This window comes from Rhizobium sp. BK661, from assembly GCF_024808825.1.
Taxonomy (GTDB): Bacteria; Pseudomonadota; Alphaproteobacteria; order Rhizobiales; family Rhizobiaceae; genus Rhizobium.
Genome location: NZ_JANTYT010000004.1, coordinates 14,656 through 29,471, shown reverse-complemented (window position 1 = coordinate 29,471; position 14,816 = coordinate 14,656). Strand labels below are relative to the sequence as shown.

Below are 14,816 nucleotides of genomic sequence, written 5' to 3'. Positions count from 1 at the left end.
GGATTACTCAAAGTCCTGTTTTGATTTTTACGACGGCGCCGCTTCTCGCAGCCTCGACAACCGCGAGGCCCGTTGCGAGCGACCAGATTCCATCCTCCACTGTCGCCGAAGGACGGCCCTTGCCGGCTACCGCGGCATGGAAGGCCTTGAGCGCAGTTTCGTAGAGACTGATCGCATTGGTCGGCAGCTGCTGCTCGCCATCGGCGTTTTTCAACGTCACCGTTCCAACCGGCCGCTGGGTCATGACATTGCGGCCGATCAGCGAGCCTTCGGTACCATGCACCTCAAAGCCGGTTTCGGCATATTTGGTGGTGAAGGCATCATGAAACTGCGCGAGGATACCGTCCTCGAAACGCATCACGCCCATGACGCCATCTTCGACGCCAGGCTTACCCATCCCCGCCGCCTGCGAGAATGCAACGACCTCCACCGGATCACGCCCGAGAACGAACCGCAGCGTGTCGGTGTCGTGAACAGTGATGTCAAGAATGACGCCGGCACCAGCCTCCGGCTTGTCCAGTCGCCAGCCTTGCAGGTGAGCTGGCAGATACACGGCATGAAAGACGCGCGCGGCAAGCGGCTTGCCGATTTTGCCGGCCGCAATCGCGTCGCGCATGGCGATGTGAGTGGAGGCGTTGCGGAGATGATGGTTGGTGGCAAGCACGACGCCAGCGTCATTCGCCGCCTTTGCCATCGCATGCGCATCTCGCAGCGACATCGCCAACGGCTTTTCGCAAAGGACATGCTTGCCGGCGCGTGCCGCCGCGATCGCCTGGTCGCAATGAAGCTCATTCGTCGTGGAGATATAGACGGCATCGACCGCGGGATCGTTGACCAAGGCCGCGACGTCGGAAACATGCTTCGGGATGCCGTTCTCCTTCGCATAGGACTGACCGCGCTCAGCATTCGAACTCATGACGGAAGCGATATCGCCACCCGTCGCGCGGATCGCACCAATCACCCACTCGCGTGCAATGGTGCTCGCGCCAATCAGGCCCCAGCGAATCGTCATGCCGTCTTCCTCCCTGCTTTTTTCTGGGCGGCGCCGCAGCTTTCGCGAACGACGAGCCGGACGGCGGTCGTCACACTTTCGGGTTCCGCCTTGCCTGCGTTGATCTGCTTGAGCAGAAGCTGTGCCGTACGCCGGCCCATGCCTTGCGGATCGACGGAAACTGTCGTCAAAGCAGGAACGGCCGTCTGCGCCTCGATGACGTCGTCGAAGCCGACGACAGCGAAGTCTCGACCGGGCTCCATGCGCCGCGCGCGCAGACCGTCACACACACCGAACGCAACGGCGTCATTGAAACAGACCGCTGCCGTCGGCCGATCGCTCATCGTCATCGCGCGCCCGATTGCATCGACACCGCCCGCCCTCGAGGGCGCTGACGACACAACCAGCTCTTCATGAAAGCCGAGCCCCGCCGCTTTCAGACCGTCGACATAGCCTTCCAGACGCTCCTCGAAGACCGCCGTATCCGGAAAACCGCCGAGAAACGCAATTCGAGTATGCCCCAAGGACGCCAGATGCTCGACGGCCGCTGACGTTCCTCCCTGATTATCGGACACGACCGACGAGACCTTCGCGCCCGGCAGGTTGCGAACCACGACAACCACCGGAATGCCGGCGGCGACAAGCGGCTTGAAATCGACGGATTCGGTGGCGCGCGCCGGAGAGACGATGAGCCCGGAGATTCCGTGCTCTCGCATCGAGGCAATGACTTCCCGCTGACGATCTATGCTCTCGCTTGTATTGGAAAGGAATTGCACAAAGCCGGCGGACTGCACGACCATGTCGACACCGACGGCGAGCTCGGCAAAGAAGCCGTTGGTCAGGTCGTTGACGACGACCCCAATGATCTTCGATTTCGCGCCGGCCTGACGAAGGTTCGCCGCCCCACGATTATAGACATAACCCAGCTCGCGCATGGCCGCATTCACCTTGGAACGCGTCCCTTCATTCACGAGCGGAGATCCCTGCAAGACCAGGGAAACCGTCGACTTCGAAACGCCGGCGGCCTTCGCAATGTCAATGACGGTGACCCGCCCCTTCGCCATGAATTCCTCCTCGGCTTTCGCCAGCTTGGGGCTTAAATAATTGGAACGTTCCAAATTTGTCAAGTCTGCTTTCCAAGAAAATGCATCGTCAGGAATTAGGTTATGTCGACATAAATAGTATTACTTTGCAGATGATTAGTGCCTCTGAAACGGGAAAACCAGGCGCGCCGCCCCGTAAGAAATGTTGATTCAAAAAAGCTGTTGCAATTTGGAACGATCCAAATTATTGCCTCAGTCACCATTGAGGAGGATCGCAATGAGCTTGTGTTTGAATCTGCCGAACCCCGACGGTTCCACGGAAGAGTACCGCCTTGCCGGGACGCCGATCGGGCGCCCTTCCACGCCACCCCAATTCAACCGGATCGCTTATGCCGCCGCCCACGTCGTGTCGGACCCGAAAAACGACATGGATCCTTGGGGCCTCCCGGCGATCGATTGGGACGCAACCATCGCTTTCCGTCGGCATCTGTGGAGCCTTGGCTTCAAGATCGCCGAAGCGATGGATACCTCCCAGCGTGGCATGGGCCTCAATTGGGCTGGCGCACAGGAACTGATCCGGCGATCACTGGACGAATCTCGCAATATTGCAGGCGCGGATCTCGCCTGCGGCGCTGGCACCGATCATCTCGCAGCATCCGACGCAAGATCGATTGACGACGTCATCCGGGCGTATGAGACCCAGATAGAATTCGTCGAAAAGAACGGCGGCCGCGCCATCATGATGGCAAGCCGCGCCCTCGCCCGGGTCGCGTCCTCTGCCGACGACTACGCCAAGGTTTACGGCCGGATTCTCTCCCAGGCCAAGGACAAGGTCGTCCTCCATTGGTTGGGCGAGATGTTCGATCCGAACTTAGCCGGCTACTGGGGGAGCTCCAAATTTGAGCCGGCCCTGGCCTCTGTTCTCAGGATCATCAACGAGAACAAGGACAAGGTCGAGGGAATCAAGATCTCGCTGCTCGACAACGCCAAAGAGGTACAGCTCCGCAATCAGCTTCCTGAAGGCGTACTCTGCTTTACTGGCGATGACTTCAACTATGCCGAACTGATTGAAGGAGATGGCGAGCGTTACAGCCATGCGCTCCTTGGCATCTTCGATGCCGTTGCACCGTCGGCATCAAAGGCATTGGCATCGCTCGCAGCCGGCGATGCCGCTACGTTCCGCTCTGTTATCGAACCGACCGTCCCTCTCTCGCGCAAGATCTTTGAAGCGCCGACGCAATACTATAAGGCTGGCGTCGTCTTTCTGGCTTGGCTGAATGGCCACCAAAGCCATTTCAGCCTGCCGGCGGGGTTGCAGTCGGCGCGCGGCGTCAATCATTATGCCGAGATCTTCCGCCTCGCAGACAAGGCGAACGTCCTGGACAAGCCGGAGCTTGCCACCGCCCGCATGAAGCATTTCATGGGCGTGTTCGGCATTGGGTGAGCCATCGCGAGAACCACGCCAGGGCGCGCTCTAGCGCTCAACATACGGGTCGCGTCGGGATTGCCTGCGCGACCTGTCGAAGTCTCTTGTCCTAGTTCCCGCCACACGGCGGGTTCCGTTCGACCGCTCTATCTAGTAGCTACAAGGTCGGTCGTTATCGAATCCAAGTGCACAAGCCGAGTTCAGCGGAAGATTTCGATTCTGTTGATTGGACGTCGAAGTACAGGCCGACGTGATTATCGCAAGGCTGATCAGCGCTCCGATCACTACAAAAACGCGAAATCGGTACATCTACTCCTCCTCGCAGCAACACACGACGACCGTCGGCCAATAGGTTCGAAGTAACCTCGCATTGCGCGGGAGTTCCAGGCACGCTCGTTCAGATCGAACCAGCACTCGTCTCCGTCACCAGGTTGCGGCAAGACGAGGCTCGTCAGTCTCGAATATAGACGACCGAAGTCGATTGCACATTGGACCTTGGTCTCGCGATCGTTGTGGCGCTAGATGCGCTTCATGCGATGTCGAAACACACAAGAGTGGCGACCCCTGCAGGAATCGAACCTGCGACAACCTGCTTAGAAGGCAGGTGCTCTATCCAGCTGAGCTAAGGGGCCACGCGACCGGGCACTCGGTCCGGTCATATCTGTTATCGCTGGACGCGGATCAATGCGTCCAGGGTTGCGTCCGCGTATAGCGGAAATTGTCGGGATAGGCCACGATCTGACGCTGCGGATCCTTTGGCGCAATCACCCGGTACTCGATACCGTTACGCTTGGCATAAGCCTCGGCGAGTTCCTGCGTTTCGAAGGTCAGCTTCAACTGCTGGCGCATATCCGAGGAGGACGTATAGCCCATGATCGGATCGATGGTGCGCGGCGTCTCCTGATCGAACTCAAGAACCCAAATATGTGTCTTTGCCTTGCCGGACTGCATCGCTGTCTTGGCGGGACGGTAGATCTTGGCAGACATTGCTGCAGCGCCTCCGGTTAACGGGCTTTCGCACTCAAAACTTCGTCTTCCCCATGTCCGGGGCCTCTCTTCATTCAAACATCGCACGAAGAGATGAATTTTGCTTAGCGGCGAATCCCTTTCTTTTCAAGAGAAAAGCCGTGGCGCCGGAAGCTGCATTCATGAGCCGTTTCCGACGCCCATCCACTACCCTTCCCTAATTCGCACTGACGTCAACAGACGCACACCGCGTTGAACGAAAGAGCGCTCACCAAGCGGGGGATTAGGTGATTTTAGATATTGCGGGCTCGAGGCGAACCGTGTATTGCCCTCCCTCGTCGGCACGGAGTGTAGCGCAGTCTGGTAGCGCATCTGGTTTGGGACCAGAGGGTCGGGAGTTCGAATCTCTCCACTCCGACCACTCCTTCCCCTTGAAATCAAAATAACTATTGATTTTCAAAGCCAATTTCACAATCTTCCGTTACAAACGCTGTTACAAACGGAATGATTTGAATGGCTGGAAAGCTTCATGGCTTCCTGAATCGCGATGGCCGCTACTTCTCTCGGCTGGTGATTCCGAAAGAATTACGCCCCTATCTCGAAAACAAAACTGAGCTTCGGGAGCCTCTTGGGCCGGACCTGCGAGCCGCCAAAGCAAAACATTTTGGCGCGATGGCACAAATCCAAGCGCGCATTGCAGAGGCGCGGCGCCACCATGAGAATGCGACGGGCAAGCCGACGAGTGTCCCCTACCCGCTTTCTGCTGAAGAGATCGCGGCTAGGCACTATCAATCACTCGTCGCATTTGATTCCGAGCTTCGCGACACTCATCCGGCCTATGCAAACGCAGACATCGACGACGTGCGCGTCGCGGTGCTTCGGGACGGTATTGCTGGCAAACTAACCGACACCGAGCTTCAAGAAGTTGTCGGGAGCGCCGCCGAACGCTTTCGATACCGCGGAAACACAAATGCAATGGTCGGCTCGACAGAATGGCGAGTGATAGCACGCGCTCTATGTGTTGCGGAGCTTGAGTTTACCGCTCGAAAGGTGGAGCGGGACGAAGGGGATTTCACCGGTAGCCCCGAAAACCCTATGCTGACCAAGGCTCTCGCTAAGGAGCCAGAGAACATCAACAAAGCCGAGTTCAACGAAATAAAGTTCGAGGATATTATCCAAGAGCAAATACGTGTCACCGATATGGGACTTGGCAAAAATCGCTTATCCCCGGCGACTTTGAAAAAGTATCGAGCGGCAGCTTGGGATTTTGAGCAGTCCCGCCGTGGGAAGAAGGTCGCAACGATCACCCTGGCTGAAGGCGAAGCGTGGCGAGACAAAATGCTCACTAGCGGCGAACTTACTAGAAAGACGATTCTGGACAAACTTGCCGCGATCCGAGCCATCATGGCTTGGGGACAAAAGCAGAGCAAAGGCACGCTTTTCCCGAACGGTATGCCGTTCGAACACCTAGATCTTCCCGTTCAGGAAGTGCGCGATAGCTCCGACAGGACTTACAGCCTTGAACAGGCGCGCAAGGTTCTGATCGCCGCTAGGGCCGAAACGCGCCCTTCTTATCGCTGGTCGTCGTGGCTCGTCGCCTATTCGGGGATGCGCATCAATGAAGCGCTTCAATTGTGCAAGGAGGACTTCTTTGCCGTCGAAGGAAGATGGTTCTATCACATCAGAGTTGGAGAAGGGCGAACAACGAAAACGCGCAAGTCGCGTAAGGTGCCACTCCACAATGCGCTTATCGATGAGGGCTTTCTGACGTTTTTGCACGCGGCACCGACAGGGAAGCTTTTCCCGGGCGGGAGCGCACACGATAATCGCATACGTGAGTGGATCCACGAGGGCCCATTGAAAGGCGATCCGAACCCACCTGCCCCGAATCATGGCTTTCGCCATCTGTTTGAAGATGCGCTTAATGGGGACGTTGGACATCGTGCCGCACTCTATATCACGGGAAGGTCAACCGGCAGTTCAGCGGATGACTATGGCGGCAGCGATATCAAGCTTCTTGAGCTTGCGGCACAGATGGACAAGGTTCGCCGCTTCCTTTGATTTTTTTCCTAAAATAATAGGAATTTTTTCATTTACGGGATTCACAACCGATTCCTCGCATGAGACACTATTGTCCAAGTTCAGCGTAACAGGACGTGATAGTGAATCTTTCCCTGAAAGGATTGGTGCAAAGAGCCTTCGGTTCTCTTAAAGAGCAGAAGGCCCTTTCCCTACTTGATCCAGCAATACTTGACTTGTTTGGCGGAACGCCCACCGCATCCGGCATTGCCGTTACTGGCAATTCCGCGATGCGCGTCCCGGCTGTTCTTCAGGCCGTCCGGCTTATCTCCGAAACTATTGGCTCGCTGCCGTGCAAGCTCTATCAAGAGAGCGACGACGGCAAGGACGCGGCCAAGGATCACGGCGGCTATAAGATCGCGCACAACCGCGCGAACAGTTGGGCAAGTGCAGGTCAGCTTCGCGTTGACCTCACGGTTGACGCGCTCCTTCATGGTGCTGGATATGCGCGTGTGATTCGCGTTGGCAATGAGCGTCCCTATGAGCTTCAGCGGCTTGATCCTTCCAAGGTTCAACGCCTCTTCGAAGATGACGGCGAGCCCTATTATCTGCTTACCATTGATCGCAAACAGGTCCGGCTCTCCTATACCGAAGTCCTTTATATTCCCGCCTTCGCTGGCGTGTCTCCGGTCAAGCTAGGCCGCGAAGCCATCGGTCTTTCTGCCATCCTTGAAAAACAGGCTTCCCGGTTCTTCAACGCCGGGATGCGCCCTAGCGGCATTATCTCGAATGAAAAGCCCCAAGGTGGCGAGGCTGGCGCACAAACCGTCGCCAACATTCTGAAGTCTTGGCGCGCGTGGATTGGCAATACTTCCGGTGATCCGCTCATTCTGGACGCCGGTTGGAAGTTCGACGCGCCGACGATGACGAGCACCGACGCTCAATTCATCGAAAACCGCCTTGAGCAAATCAACGAGATCGCCCGTGTCTTCGGCGTTCCGCCGCACATGCTCTTTCAGCTTGAGCGCGCGACATGGAGCAACGCCGAACAGATGGCGGCAAGCTTCCTTCAGCTTTGCCTTCGGCCTTGGCTCGACAAGTGGCAAGACGCATACGCCACGGTTCTCCTGACCGAAGACGAGCAAGACGACCACTATTTCGAATTCGTCATTGACGACCTTCAACGCGCCGACGCGGCGGGCCGCGCCGAAATCTTCGGTAAGCTCGTTGCTATGCGCGCCATGACTCCGAACGAAGTTCGCGCCGCCATGAACCTCCCGCCCCTCCCCGGTGGTGACGAACTGGCGAACCCCTACACCACGACCGGCGCACCCGCCGACAACGAACCTCCCAAGGAAGCCGCGTAATGCAGCACAGCGCCTATTTTGGTGATGGCGAAAAGACCTTCGCTCTCACCACCGAGATGATTCATGAGCTTGAGCGCAAGAGCGGCGTCGGTATTGGCGCATTTTATCAGCGCCTCATTGCCGGTCAGTTCTACTTTGCCGACCTGATGGAAGTCGTTCGCCTTGGTCTTATCGGCGGCGGCACCTCCCCGGCTGAAGCTCAGACGCTCATAGACACCTACGCCAAGCCGCGCCCGATCAACGAAACCTTCCCACTCGCCCTCGACATTCTGGACGCTCGTTGGAGCGGCAAGCCAGAACCGATCAGCCAGGGCGAAATCGATCCCGCCATCCAAGAAGCGCTCGCGGAGGCGGGGCTATGACCGAACGCCTTGAGATCAAAGCCGCACTCACGGTTGACGATACGGGCGAAATCTCCGGTATCGCGTGGCCGTTCGGCTCACCTGATCGCGTCGGCGACTTGATTGAGAAAGGCGCGATCACCGCGCCTGCCACAGTCCCGATGCTCTTCGCCCACGATCAGGGCCAAGTCATTGGCGTTTGGGACAGCATCACCGAAACCAACGATGGTCTGACCGTCAAAGGCCGTTTGCTTGTGGATGACGTTGAACGGGCTCGCGAAGTTCGCGCCATGATCAAGAGCAAGGCCGTCACCGGTCTTTCGATTGGGTTCGTCACCAAGAGCGCCAAGCCGCGCCAACGTGGTCGGACGATCACAGCCCTAAACCTTCACGAAATTTCAGTTGTCGCGGTCCCCTGCCATCCGGGCGCGCAAATCACGTCGATCAAAGCCGCTGATGGCACGGCACCCCAAAAGGAAACTCAGCATATGGAAAATGAAGAAATCGAGCAGTCGAACGAACAGAAGTCGTTCGAAGCACTTTCGAAGGACATGAAGGCCCTTGTGAGCCGTCTTGACGGCATCGAAGCCAAGGCAAACCGCCTTCGCGGCGTCAATGACAACCACCCGAACGGCGACAATGATAATGGCATCGAACGCAAGGCGTTCGGTGACTTTCTCCGGAGCGGCGAGTTCGACCGCAAGGCGCTAACTGTCGCTAGCGATGCGCCCGGTTACATTCTCGCTCCGGAAGAAACCAGTGCCGAATTCATTCGGAATCTTGTCGAATTCTCGCCGGTTCGTGGCATCGCTGACGTTCGTTCAACCGGCTCACATACTGTCATCCTGCCGAAGCGCCTTACGGTCACGAATGCCAAGTGGAAGGGCGAAGCCGTCGCTTCCGACCCATCCGAACCGACGTTCGACCAGATGGAATTTTCCGTCAAGGAAATGACCACCCACGTTGATGTCGGCAACTGGCTTATCGAAGACGCAAGCCATGACGTTGAAGCAGAAATCCGCCTTGCCCTTGCCGAAGATTTCGGCGCGAAGGAAGGTTTCGCATTCGTCAACGGCAGCGCGGCAGTCGAGCCGAAGGGCTTCATGGCCGAAGCTGGCATTGCCAACAGCTTGAACGGCCACGCGACGAATCTGAACGCAGATTCCCTTATCACGCTCATGTATTCCCTTCCGGGCATCTACCGGAACCGGGGAACGTGGGCCATGAACGGCACGACCTTGGCGACCGTTCGCAAGCTGAAGGACGGGAACGGCAACTATCTGTGGCAGCCGTCGTATCAGGCAGGACAGCCCGAAACGATCCTTGGTCGCCCGGTTGTTGAACTTCTCGATATGCCTGACATCGAAGAGGACGCCTTCCCGATCATCTTCGGCGACTTCAAGGCCGGTTATCGCATCTATGACCGTATCGAGCTTCAGGTTCGCCCGAACCCGTATCTGCTCGCAACGGAAGGACTTGTTCGCTACCACGCTCGTCGCCGCGTTGGCGCTGGCGTGGTTCGCCCTGACGTTTTCCGTAAGCTGAAGATGGCCGCCTAATGTCATTGCGGCTCGCAAATGAGGAAGTGACTTTATCGCACGCTGGCATGGACGTGCGATTGCGCCCCTCGTTGCGAGCCGCAACCCAATTGGAAAGATCGCATGACGGCTTGCCAAATCTTGAGCGCCGTATTTTCGAGTTTCATACCGGCACCGTTCGCGAAATCATCCTCGCGACTGCCATCGATGACCGGATAGCAAGAGAATTTCTTGCACACGTCGATTGCGCGCCCTTGAAGGCCGTCGCTACGGAAGTCATTCCCGCTTTAATCAGCGTTTGCGCTGGCTTCATCCCGCAGCCTCGCAAATCCACCAGTATTGCCGCCAATAGCGCTCCGCAGCCGTTTAGCGAGCTTTATGCCGATCTCTACGAGTATGCGACCGGCTGGCTTGGCTGGACGCCAGACACCGCCTGGAATGCTACACCAACCGAAATCTCACGCGCCTACAGTGCTCACGTCGCCAAGCTCAAAGCCATTCATGGCAGCGACGACGGCGATAGCGAAAAGACCGACCCTAGAACCGAAGTCGCACCTGAAGCCGTCAAGGAAGGCATTGCGCGCCTTCGCCAGCTAGCAAGGCGGCGATAATGGCTAGACCTCCCCGCCTCTGCTCTTGCGGTCAGATTGTCCCGGCTAGCGAACGTTGCCAGTGCCAACGCCAGCAAGACCGTGAACGTAAGGCCCGCCACGATCGGCGCCGCCCTTCAGCCCGTGCGCGCGGCTATAACCACGAGTGGCGGAAAGCACGCGCCGAATACCTGTTAGCTCATCCATATTGCGCCATGCCCGGATGCGGCAAGCCCGCCACCGTCGTTGATCACGTCATCCGGCACAAATGCGACCCAATCCTCTTTTGGCACCGCGCCAACTGGCAACCGCTTTGCGCGCCCTGCCACAACTCTATCAAGCAGCGCTTGGAAAGGAATACCTGATGGAGAAGATCACCCTTCAACCGGGCGTTTGGACGCAGGTTTTCGCAACGCAGTTCATTCAGTCGAAGTCTAATCAATCTGGCCTTCGCGTCTACTACGGGCCGGAAGCACCCGCAGTCGATACCGACGCTTATTTCCTCACTGCTGAGTTTGACCGGAAGCCGTTTCCCCTGCCTGAAGGCATCTTGAGCAGCTTTGTCTACCTCATGCCCGACGAAGACATGCCGATTGACGTGGTGGTGTTCTAAGTATGACGCCCTCCGAACGCGCCCGCCAGATCGACAAGGAAGAGTTTGCTGCCGAAAGCGCAGCGCTGCTGAAGCGCGCACTTGCATACTCTGCTCGGAAGCGTGCGGACGAGCATAGCCGTATGATCGGTGTCGCAGTGCTGGACACCCCACTAAAGAACAAACCGACCCGCCGCCGACCGCCAAGAGGCAAGCTTTTTGAAGTTGGTGGCGTCGAGCGCACTCTCAACCAATGGGCAAACATCGTCGGTATCTCATACGGATCGATGTTCAGCCGCGTAGCATCCTATGGCATCGAGCGCGCTGTTGCGATGGGAGCAAAGGCGGACCGCTGGACGCGCGCCGCCAATAGCAACACCCCGGGGGTGTCTTCCGACTTTGCCCCTTCAAAGGGGACCGGCGCGGGGAGCACCGCACAAGAGATCCCGAATTTAAATTTTTCAGACAAGGCCGAAAACGCATGAGCACCGTCGCGCTATCGCTGGCGAAACAGCACCTTAATATCGACAATTCCGGCGATGACGAGCTTATTCAGCTCTATATCGACGCCGCTGAAGGCTGGCTTGGCAACTACATCGGCAAGCCGTTTTCCGCCTTCGAAACCGTCCCGGCAGATTTGAAATTGGCCGTTTTGAAGCTCGTAGGCTTCTATTATGAGCAGCGGGAAGCCATTGCGCTCGGCATTTCAATGCAGATCGCGCCCTATGGCGTGATCAGCGTAGCCGATTCCTACCGTGAAAAGTGGTTCGGCGATGGCGAGTGAAGACAACGGATTGGCGAAAACGCTAGCCGCGATGGAGCGCGCACGCCGCGCGCCGCGCGAAGCATTGTTGCCGGTCCTGAAGAAATCCGGTGAAGAGCTTGCGGCAGCGCAAAAGGCGCTAGCCGAAACCTCCAAAGACACCGGCGCGCTTATTGAAAGCATCACCGTTACGCTCCCCGGTCAGTCAACGCCGCCTTACTCACAACCGGGCGGCGCGCGTGTCGCGGGTGAGACTGAGGTGATCGTCACCGCTGGCAACAGCGACGTTCGCTATGCGCATCTTGTCGAATACGGCACCTCCAAGGGCGAAGCCCAGCCGTTCTTCTGGGCTGCCCTTCGCCTTCTCCGCAAACGTTTCGACAATCGCAACCGGCGCACCGTCATGAGGGCGCTTCGAGATGCATGGAAAGATCAATGATTGAGCCAACGATAGCACTCCGAACCGCCATCCGCGCCGCCCTTACAGCGTCGCCGGACGTGATCGCGCTTGTGCCCGACACCCATATTCGCGCCGGTGGCACCCGCCCCGACAAGGCGCCGTGCATCATCATGACCGATGGCACGACCGAGTTGCACGGCCAAGACTATACGGCCCAGCGCGCCGCGTGGGTTTACATGGATCTCCATGTCTGGACGCTCGACGCTGGCGAGGATGCAGCCAAGGAAATCGCCTTCGCGGTATCGAATGCGCTCGACAAATCCATGTCGATCGATGGCGGTTACTGCGATCATTTCCGCGTCACACGCACGGCTTACCCACGTGACCCTGACCCGAAATACGGCCATGGCGTGCTGTCTGTCGAAGCCCTAATCCGGTGGATTGTGTAATGCGCGCCGGGAAGCTTGATCGCACGATCTCCGTTGAACGCCTCGCCGAAACCGTAAGTGCTTCCGGCGCGGTATCGTCCGCCTGGACGAATATTGCCACCGTTCGGGCCGAAATCGTTCATCAATCGGCTAGTGAATTCCTGACTGGCTTCGGCGAAGCTCAAGACGGCACAATCATCTTCCGTGTTCGCTACCTTCCCGGCATCAGCACCGCCGACCGTGTGGCCTACAACGGCGCGTCTTATGACCTCAAGGAAATCACCGAGATCGGCAGGCGGCGCGGCCTAGAGCTTAGGGCGGTCGCAACGTCATGACACGCGGCGTAAAGCCTGCCATCACACCGGCAAGCAATCCCGTTTCCAGCGTTCCGAAAGCACCGGCCTATCTCTCGAAAGAGGCAAAGGCGGAATGGCGGCACGTTGCCTCGATCCTAGTCAATGAGCGCAAAGTTCTGACTGAAGCTGATAAAGCGGCGCTTGAAAACTATGTCATCTCCGTTGCCACGATGCGCCAAGCTCACCGTGAGCTTCAGGCTACCGGCCTACTTATCGGCGGCAAACGAAATCCGATCAGCACCATTCTCACGCAAGCGCAGCAGCAACAGCTTCGCGCCGCTGGCGAGCTTGGCCTTACGCCCGCCGCGCGAGGCCGCGCTGCCATGATGGAAGCGGCCGACGATGACAGCGACAATCCGTTGAAGGTGCACTGATGGCAAAAAGCACCTATCCGGCTTGGATCTTCGACGGTAGTCCAATTGACGATCCGTTCGGCTACGGCGAGCGTGCTGTGAAGTTTCTCCGCTTGCTCAAGCATCCGAACAGCACGGCACTAGGCCACTTCTTTCAGCTTTATGATTGGCAAGAACGGATTGTCCGGCGCATCTACGGACCCCGGCACCCGGACGGCAGGCGCATTGTCGAAACTGTTTTCTGGATGATCCCGCGCGGCAACCGCAAAACCAGCCTCGCCGCTGCGCTCGCACTGCTTCACACAATCGGACCGGAGAAGGTTCCGGCTGGACAGGTGATCTTTGCGGCATCCGACCGTGAGCAAGCCGGTCTCGGCTTCAAGGAGGCGGCGAACATCGTCCTTATGGACAAGCGTCTTGTAGCTGCAACCCATATCTATAACGCACATAACAGCCCCAAGAAGATCGTTTTCAAAGCCCAGAACGTCGAACTTCAGGCCATTTCCAGCGATGGCGCTGCTCAGCACGGCAAGACGCCTTCATTCGTGCTTGTCGATGAAATCCATGTTTGGAAAGGCCGCGATCTCTGGGAAGCTCTCAAGTCGGGCATGGTGAAGACCAGCGGCAACCTCATGGTGATCGCCACCACGGCGGGACGTGGTTCCGAGAACCTAGGATATTCCGAGTATGAGTATGCGCGCCGCGTTGCGACCGGCGAGATTCACAATCCGGCCTATCTGCCTATCATCTTCGAAGCCGATCCTTCGGCGGATTGGCGCGACGAGGCCGAATGGCACCGCGTCAATCCCGGCTTGGCGCACGGCTTCCCCAACCTCGACAAGATGCGCACTGCCGCGACGGAGGCGGAACACCGACCTTCCGACCGCGAAGCCTTCCGGCAATTCAACCTCAATATCTGGCAAGCTCAGTCGCGCGACCCGCTCTTCGACATGGCCGTCTACGATGAAGGTCGAACACCTATCGATCTCGCCGACCTCGCCGGACTTCCTTGCTTCATTGGTGTAGATATGTCCGTCAATGGCGACCTCACCGCCGTTGTCTCCGCATGGAGACATGACGACGGGCGCATATTTGTGCACCCTTGGTTTTTCGTCCCCGGCGACGATCTCAAGGGCCGTTCAGAGCGTGATGGCGTTCCATACCAGCAATGGCGCGACGAAGGGCTTATTACTGTCATCGATGGCCCGGTGATCGAACCGGAAGTCGTGGAAACGCGCATTCGCGAGATTTGCGCCGACAATGACAACGTGCAGGAAGTCGCCTTCGATCCGCATCTTGCTCGCCTGACAATGCAACGCCTCTTTGATGACGGTATCCCTACGGTCGAAATGCGCCAAGGCCCGCTTACCATGGGACCGGCTATCGGCACCCTTGAGCGCGTCGTGAACGGTCGCATGATCCGTCACAGCGGCCACCCGGTTCTTCGCCATCACTTTGATAGCGTCGTCGCCAGCCGAAACGACACCGGGCTTGTCCGAATGCACAAGGGCAAGAAGACCGACCGCATAGACGGCGCCGTTGCAGCCGCAATGGCCGTCGCGCGCGCTGCCGCTAACGAAAACCGCAAATCATTCCTCGAATGGGACGCCGACGAATTCGACGCCCTTATGAGAACCGCATAG

17 protein-coding genes and 2 tRNA genes are annotated in these 14,816 nt (G+C 57.9%); 15 read left to right on the top strand and 4 right to left on the bottom strand.

What is annotated here, in order from left to right; translation table 11 throughout:
- Positions 1-7: 7 nt before the first annotated feature.
- Together FHX16_RS10860 and FHX16_RS10855 are read right to left on the bottom strand one after the other, a co-directional pair.
- The gene (locus FHX16_RS10860) at positions 8-1,012 is read right to left on the bottom strand and encodes a Gfo/Idh/MocA family protein (RefSeq protein WP_183862979.1); all 1,005 of its coding nucleotides are present in this window, start codon (positions 1,010-1,012) and stop codon (positions 8-10) included.
- Positions 1,009-2,055 carry a LacI family DNA-binding transcriptional regulator gene (locus FHX16_RS10855; protein WP_183862981.1) on the bottom strand — a complete coding sequence of 349 codons (1,047 nt, stop codon included), beginning with the start codon at positions 2,053-2,055 and terminating at the stop codon, positions 1,009-1,011. Before FHX16_RS10855 ends, FHX16_RS10860 begins: the two co-directional genes overlap by 4 nt.
- 256 nt (positions 2,056-2,311) lie before the next feature.
- On the opposite strand from FHX16_RS10855, the gene FHX16_RS10850 reads away from it, so the two are divergent.
- A complete protein-coding gene (locus FHX16_RS10850; protein WP_259127928.1) occupies positions 2,312-3,478 on the top strand; it encodes a dihydrodipicolinate synthase family protein in 1,167 nt (388 codons plus the stop codon).
- Positions 3,479-4,015: 537 nt separating this feature from the next.
- Here the strand turns inward: FHX16_RS10850 and FHX16_RS10845 are convergent.
- Together FHX16_RS10845 and FHX16_RS10840 are read right to left on the bottom strand one after the other, a co-directional pair.
- Positions 4,016-4,092 (bottom strand) — tRNA-Arg (locus FHX16_RS10845).
- 49 nt (positions 4,093-4,141) lie between these two features.
- A complete protein-coding gene (locus FHX16_RS10840) occupies positions 4,142-4,447 on the bottom strand; it encodes an ETC complex I subunit (RefSeq protein ID WP_016554394.1) in 306 nt (101 codons plus the stop codon).
- A gap of 323 nt (positions 4,448-4,770) precedes the next feature.
- On the opposite strand from FHX16_RS10840, the gene FHX16_RS10835 reads away from it, so the two are divergent.
- The 14 genes from FHX16_RS10835 to FHX16_RS10765 all read left to right on the top strand — a co-directional run bounded on the left by FHX16_RS10835 (position 4,771) and on the right by FHX16_RS10765 (position 14,816).
- Positions 4,771-4,847: transfer RNA gene (locus tag FHX16_RS10835), tRNA-Pro, on the top strand.
- A gap of 92 nt (positions 4,848-4,939) precedes the next feature.
- Entirely contained in the window at positions 4,940-6,487 is a 1,548-nt protein-coding gene (locus tag FHX16_RS10830; protein WP_259127911.1) for an integrase, read from the top strand.
- Positions 6,488-6,588: 101 nt separating this feature from the next.
- On the top strand, positions 6,589-7,812 hold the full coding sequence (locus tag FHX16_RS10825; RefSeq protein WP_259127898.1) for a phage portal protein: 1,224 nt from the start codon (positions 6,589-6,591) through the stop codon (positions 7,810-7,812).
- Positions 7,812-8,174, top strand: coding sequence for a gene transfer agent family protein (locus tag FHX16_RS10820; protein ID WP_259127896.1), 363 nt, complete (start codon positions 7,812-7,814; stop codon positions 8,172-8,174). The genes FHX16_RS10825 and FHX16_RS10820 overlap by 1 nt, the downstream gene beginning before the upstream one ends.
- Entirely contained in the window at positions 8,171-9,712 is a 1,542-nt protein-coding gene (locus FHX16_RS10815) for a phage major capsid protein (RefSeq protein WP_259127894.1), read from the top strand. The genes FHX16_RS10820 and FHX16_RS10815 overlap by 4 nt, the downstream gene beginning before the upstream one ends.
- 110 nt (positions 9,713-9,822) lie before the next feature.
- A complete protein-coding gene (locus FHX16_RS10810) occupies positions 9,823-10,302 on the top strand; it encodes a hypothetical protein (protein ID WP_259127892.1) in 480 nt (159 codons plus the stop codon).
- 343 nt (positions 10,303-10,645) lie between these two features.
- Positions 10,646-10,894, top strand: coding sequence for a hypothetical protein (locus tag FHX16_RS10800; RefSeq protein WP_259127887.1), 249 nt, complete (start codon positions 10,646-10,648; stop codon positions 10,892-10,894).
- Between the two features lie 2 nt (positions 10,895-10,896).
- On the top strand, positions 10,897-11,358 hold the full coding sequence (locus FHX16_RS10795) for a hypothetical protein (protein ID WP_259127886.1): 462 nt from the start codon (positions 10,897-10,899) through the stop codon (positions 11,356-11,358).
- Positions 11,355-11,657, top strand: coding sequence for a head-tail connector protein (locus FHX16_RS10790; RefSeq protein ID WP_259127883.1), 303 nt, complete (start codon positions 11,355-11,357; stop codon positions 11,655-11,657). The genes FHX16_RS10795 and FHX16_RS10790 overlap by 4 nt, the downstream gene beginning before the upstream one ends.
- Before the next feature lie 10 nt (positions 11,658-11,667).
- Complete coding sequence (locus FHX16_RS10785; protein ID WP_259127881.1) at positions 11,668-12,075, top strand: HK97-gp10 family putative phage morphogenesis protein; 408 nt, start codon at positions 11,668-11,670, stop codon at positions 12,073-12,075.
- Positions 12,072-12,485 (top strand): DUF3168 domain-containing protein, encoded by a 414-nt coding sequence (locus tag FHX16_RS10780; RefSeq protein ID WP_259127878.1) that lies wholly within the window; start codon positions 12,072-12,074, stop codon positions 12,483-12,485. Before FHX16_RS10785 ends, FHX16_RS10780 begins: the two co-directional genes overlap by 4 nt.
- On the top strand, positions 12,485-12,799 hold the full coding sequence (locus tag FHX16_RS10775) for a phage head closure protein (protein WP_259127876.1): 315 nt from the start codon (positions 12,485-12,487) through the stop codon (positions 12,797-12,799). Before FHX16_RS10780 ends, FHX16_RS10775 begins: the two co-directional genes overlap by 1 nt.
- Complete coding sequence (locus FHX16_RS10770; RefSeq protein ID WP_259127873.1) at positions 12,796-13,194, top strand: phage terminase small subunit P27 family; 399 nt, start codon at positions 12,796-12,798, stop codon at positions 13,192-13,194. Before FHX16_RS10775 ends, FHX16_RS10770 begins: the two co-directional genes overlap by 4 nt.
- Complete coding sequence (locus tag FHX16_RS10765; RefSeq protein ID WP_259127848.1) at positions 13,194-14,816, top strand: terminase large subunit; 1,623 nt, start codon at positions 13,194-13,196, stop codon at positions 14,814-14,816. The genes FHX16_RS10770 and FHX16_RS10765 overlap by 1 nt, the downstream gene beginning before the upstream one ends.

What these genes read in the sequence shown, in the direction of transcription:
- FHX16_RS10775 (WP_259127876.1), top strand. Translation starts at nt 12,485, where the DNA reads ATGCGCGCCGGGAAGCTTGATCGCACGATCTCCGTTGAACGCCTCGCC.
- FHX16_RS10800 (WP_259127887.1), top strand. Translation starts at nt 10,646, where the DNA reads ATGGAGAAGATCACCCTTCAACCGGGCGTTTGGACGCAGGTTTTCGCA.
- FHX16_RS10765 (WP_259127848.1), top strand. Translation starts at nt 13,194, where the DNA reads ATGGCAAAAAGCACCTATCCGGCTTGGATCTTCGACGGTAGTCCAATT.
- FHX16_RS10855 (WP_183862981.1), bottom strand. Translation starts at nt 2,055, where the DNA reads ATGGCGAAGGGGCGGGTCACCGTCATTGACATTGCGAAGGCCGCCGGC.
- FHX16_RS10850 (WP_259127928.1), top strand. Translation starts at nt 2,312, where the DNA reads ATGAGCTTGTGTTTGAATCTGCCGAACCCCGACGGTTCCACGGAAGAG.
- FHX16_RS10770 (WP_259127873.1), top strand. Translation starts at nt 12,796, where the DNA reads ATGACACGCGGCGTAAAGCCTGCCATCACACCGGCAAGCAATCCCGTT.
- FHX16_RS10795 (WP_259127886.1), top strand. Translation starts at nt 10,897, where the DNA reads ATGACGCCCTCCGAACGCGCCCGCCAGATCGACAAGGAAGAGTTTGCT.
- FHX16_RS10780 (WP_259127878.1), top strand. Translation starts at nt 12,072, where the DNA reads ATGATTGAGCCAACGATAGCACTCCGAACCGCCATCCGCGCCGCCCTT.
- FHX16_RS10815 (WP_259127894.1), top strand. Translation starts at nt 8,171, where the DNA reads ATGACCGAACGCCTTGAGATCAAAGCCGCACTCACGGTTGACGATACG.
- FHX16_RS10840 (WP_016554394.1), bottom strand. Translation starts at nt 4,447, where the DNA reads ATGTCTGCCAAGATCTACCGTCCCGCCAAGACAGCGATGCAGTCCGGC.
- FHX16_RS10790 (WP_259127883.1), top strand. Translation starts at nt 11,355, where the DNA reads ATGAGCACCGTCGCGCTATCGCTGGCGAAACAGCACCTTAATATCGAC.
- FHX16_RS10820 (WP_259127896.1), top strand. Translation starts at nt 7,812, where the DNA reads ATGCAGCACAGCGCCTATTTTGGTGATGGCGAAAAGACCTTCGCTCTC.
- FHX16_RS10830 (WP_259127911.1), top strand. Translation starts at nt 4,940, where the DNA reads ATGGCTGGAAAGCTTCATGGCTTCCTGAATCGCGATGGCCGCTACTTC.
- FHX16_RS10860 (WP_183862979.1), bottom strand. Translation starts at nt 1,012, where the DNA reads ATGACGATTCGCTGGGGCCTGATTGGCGCGAGCACCATTGCACGCGAG.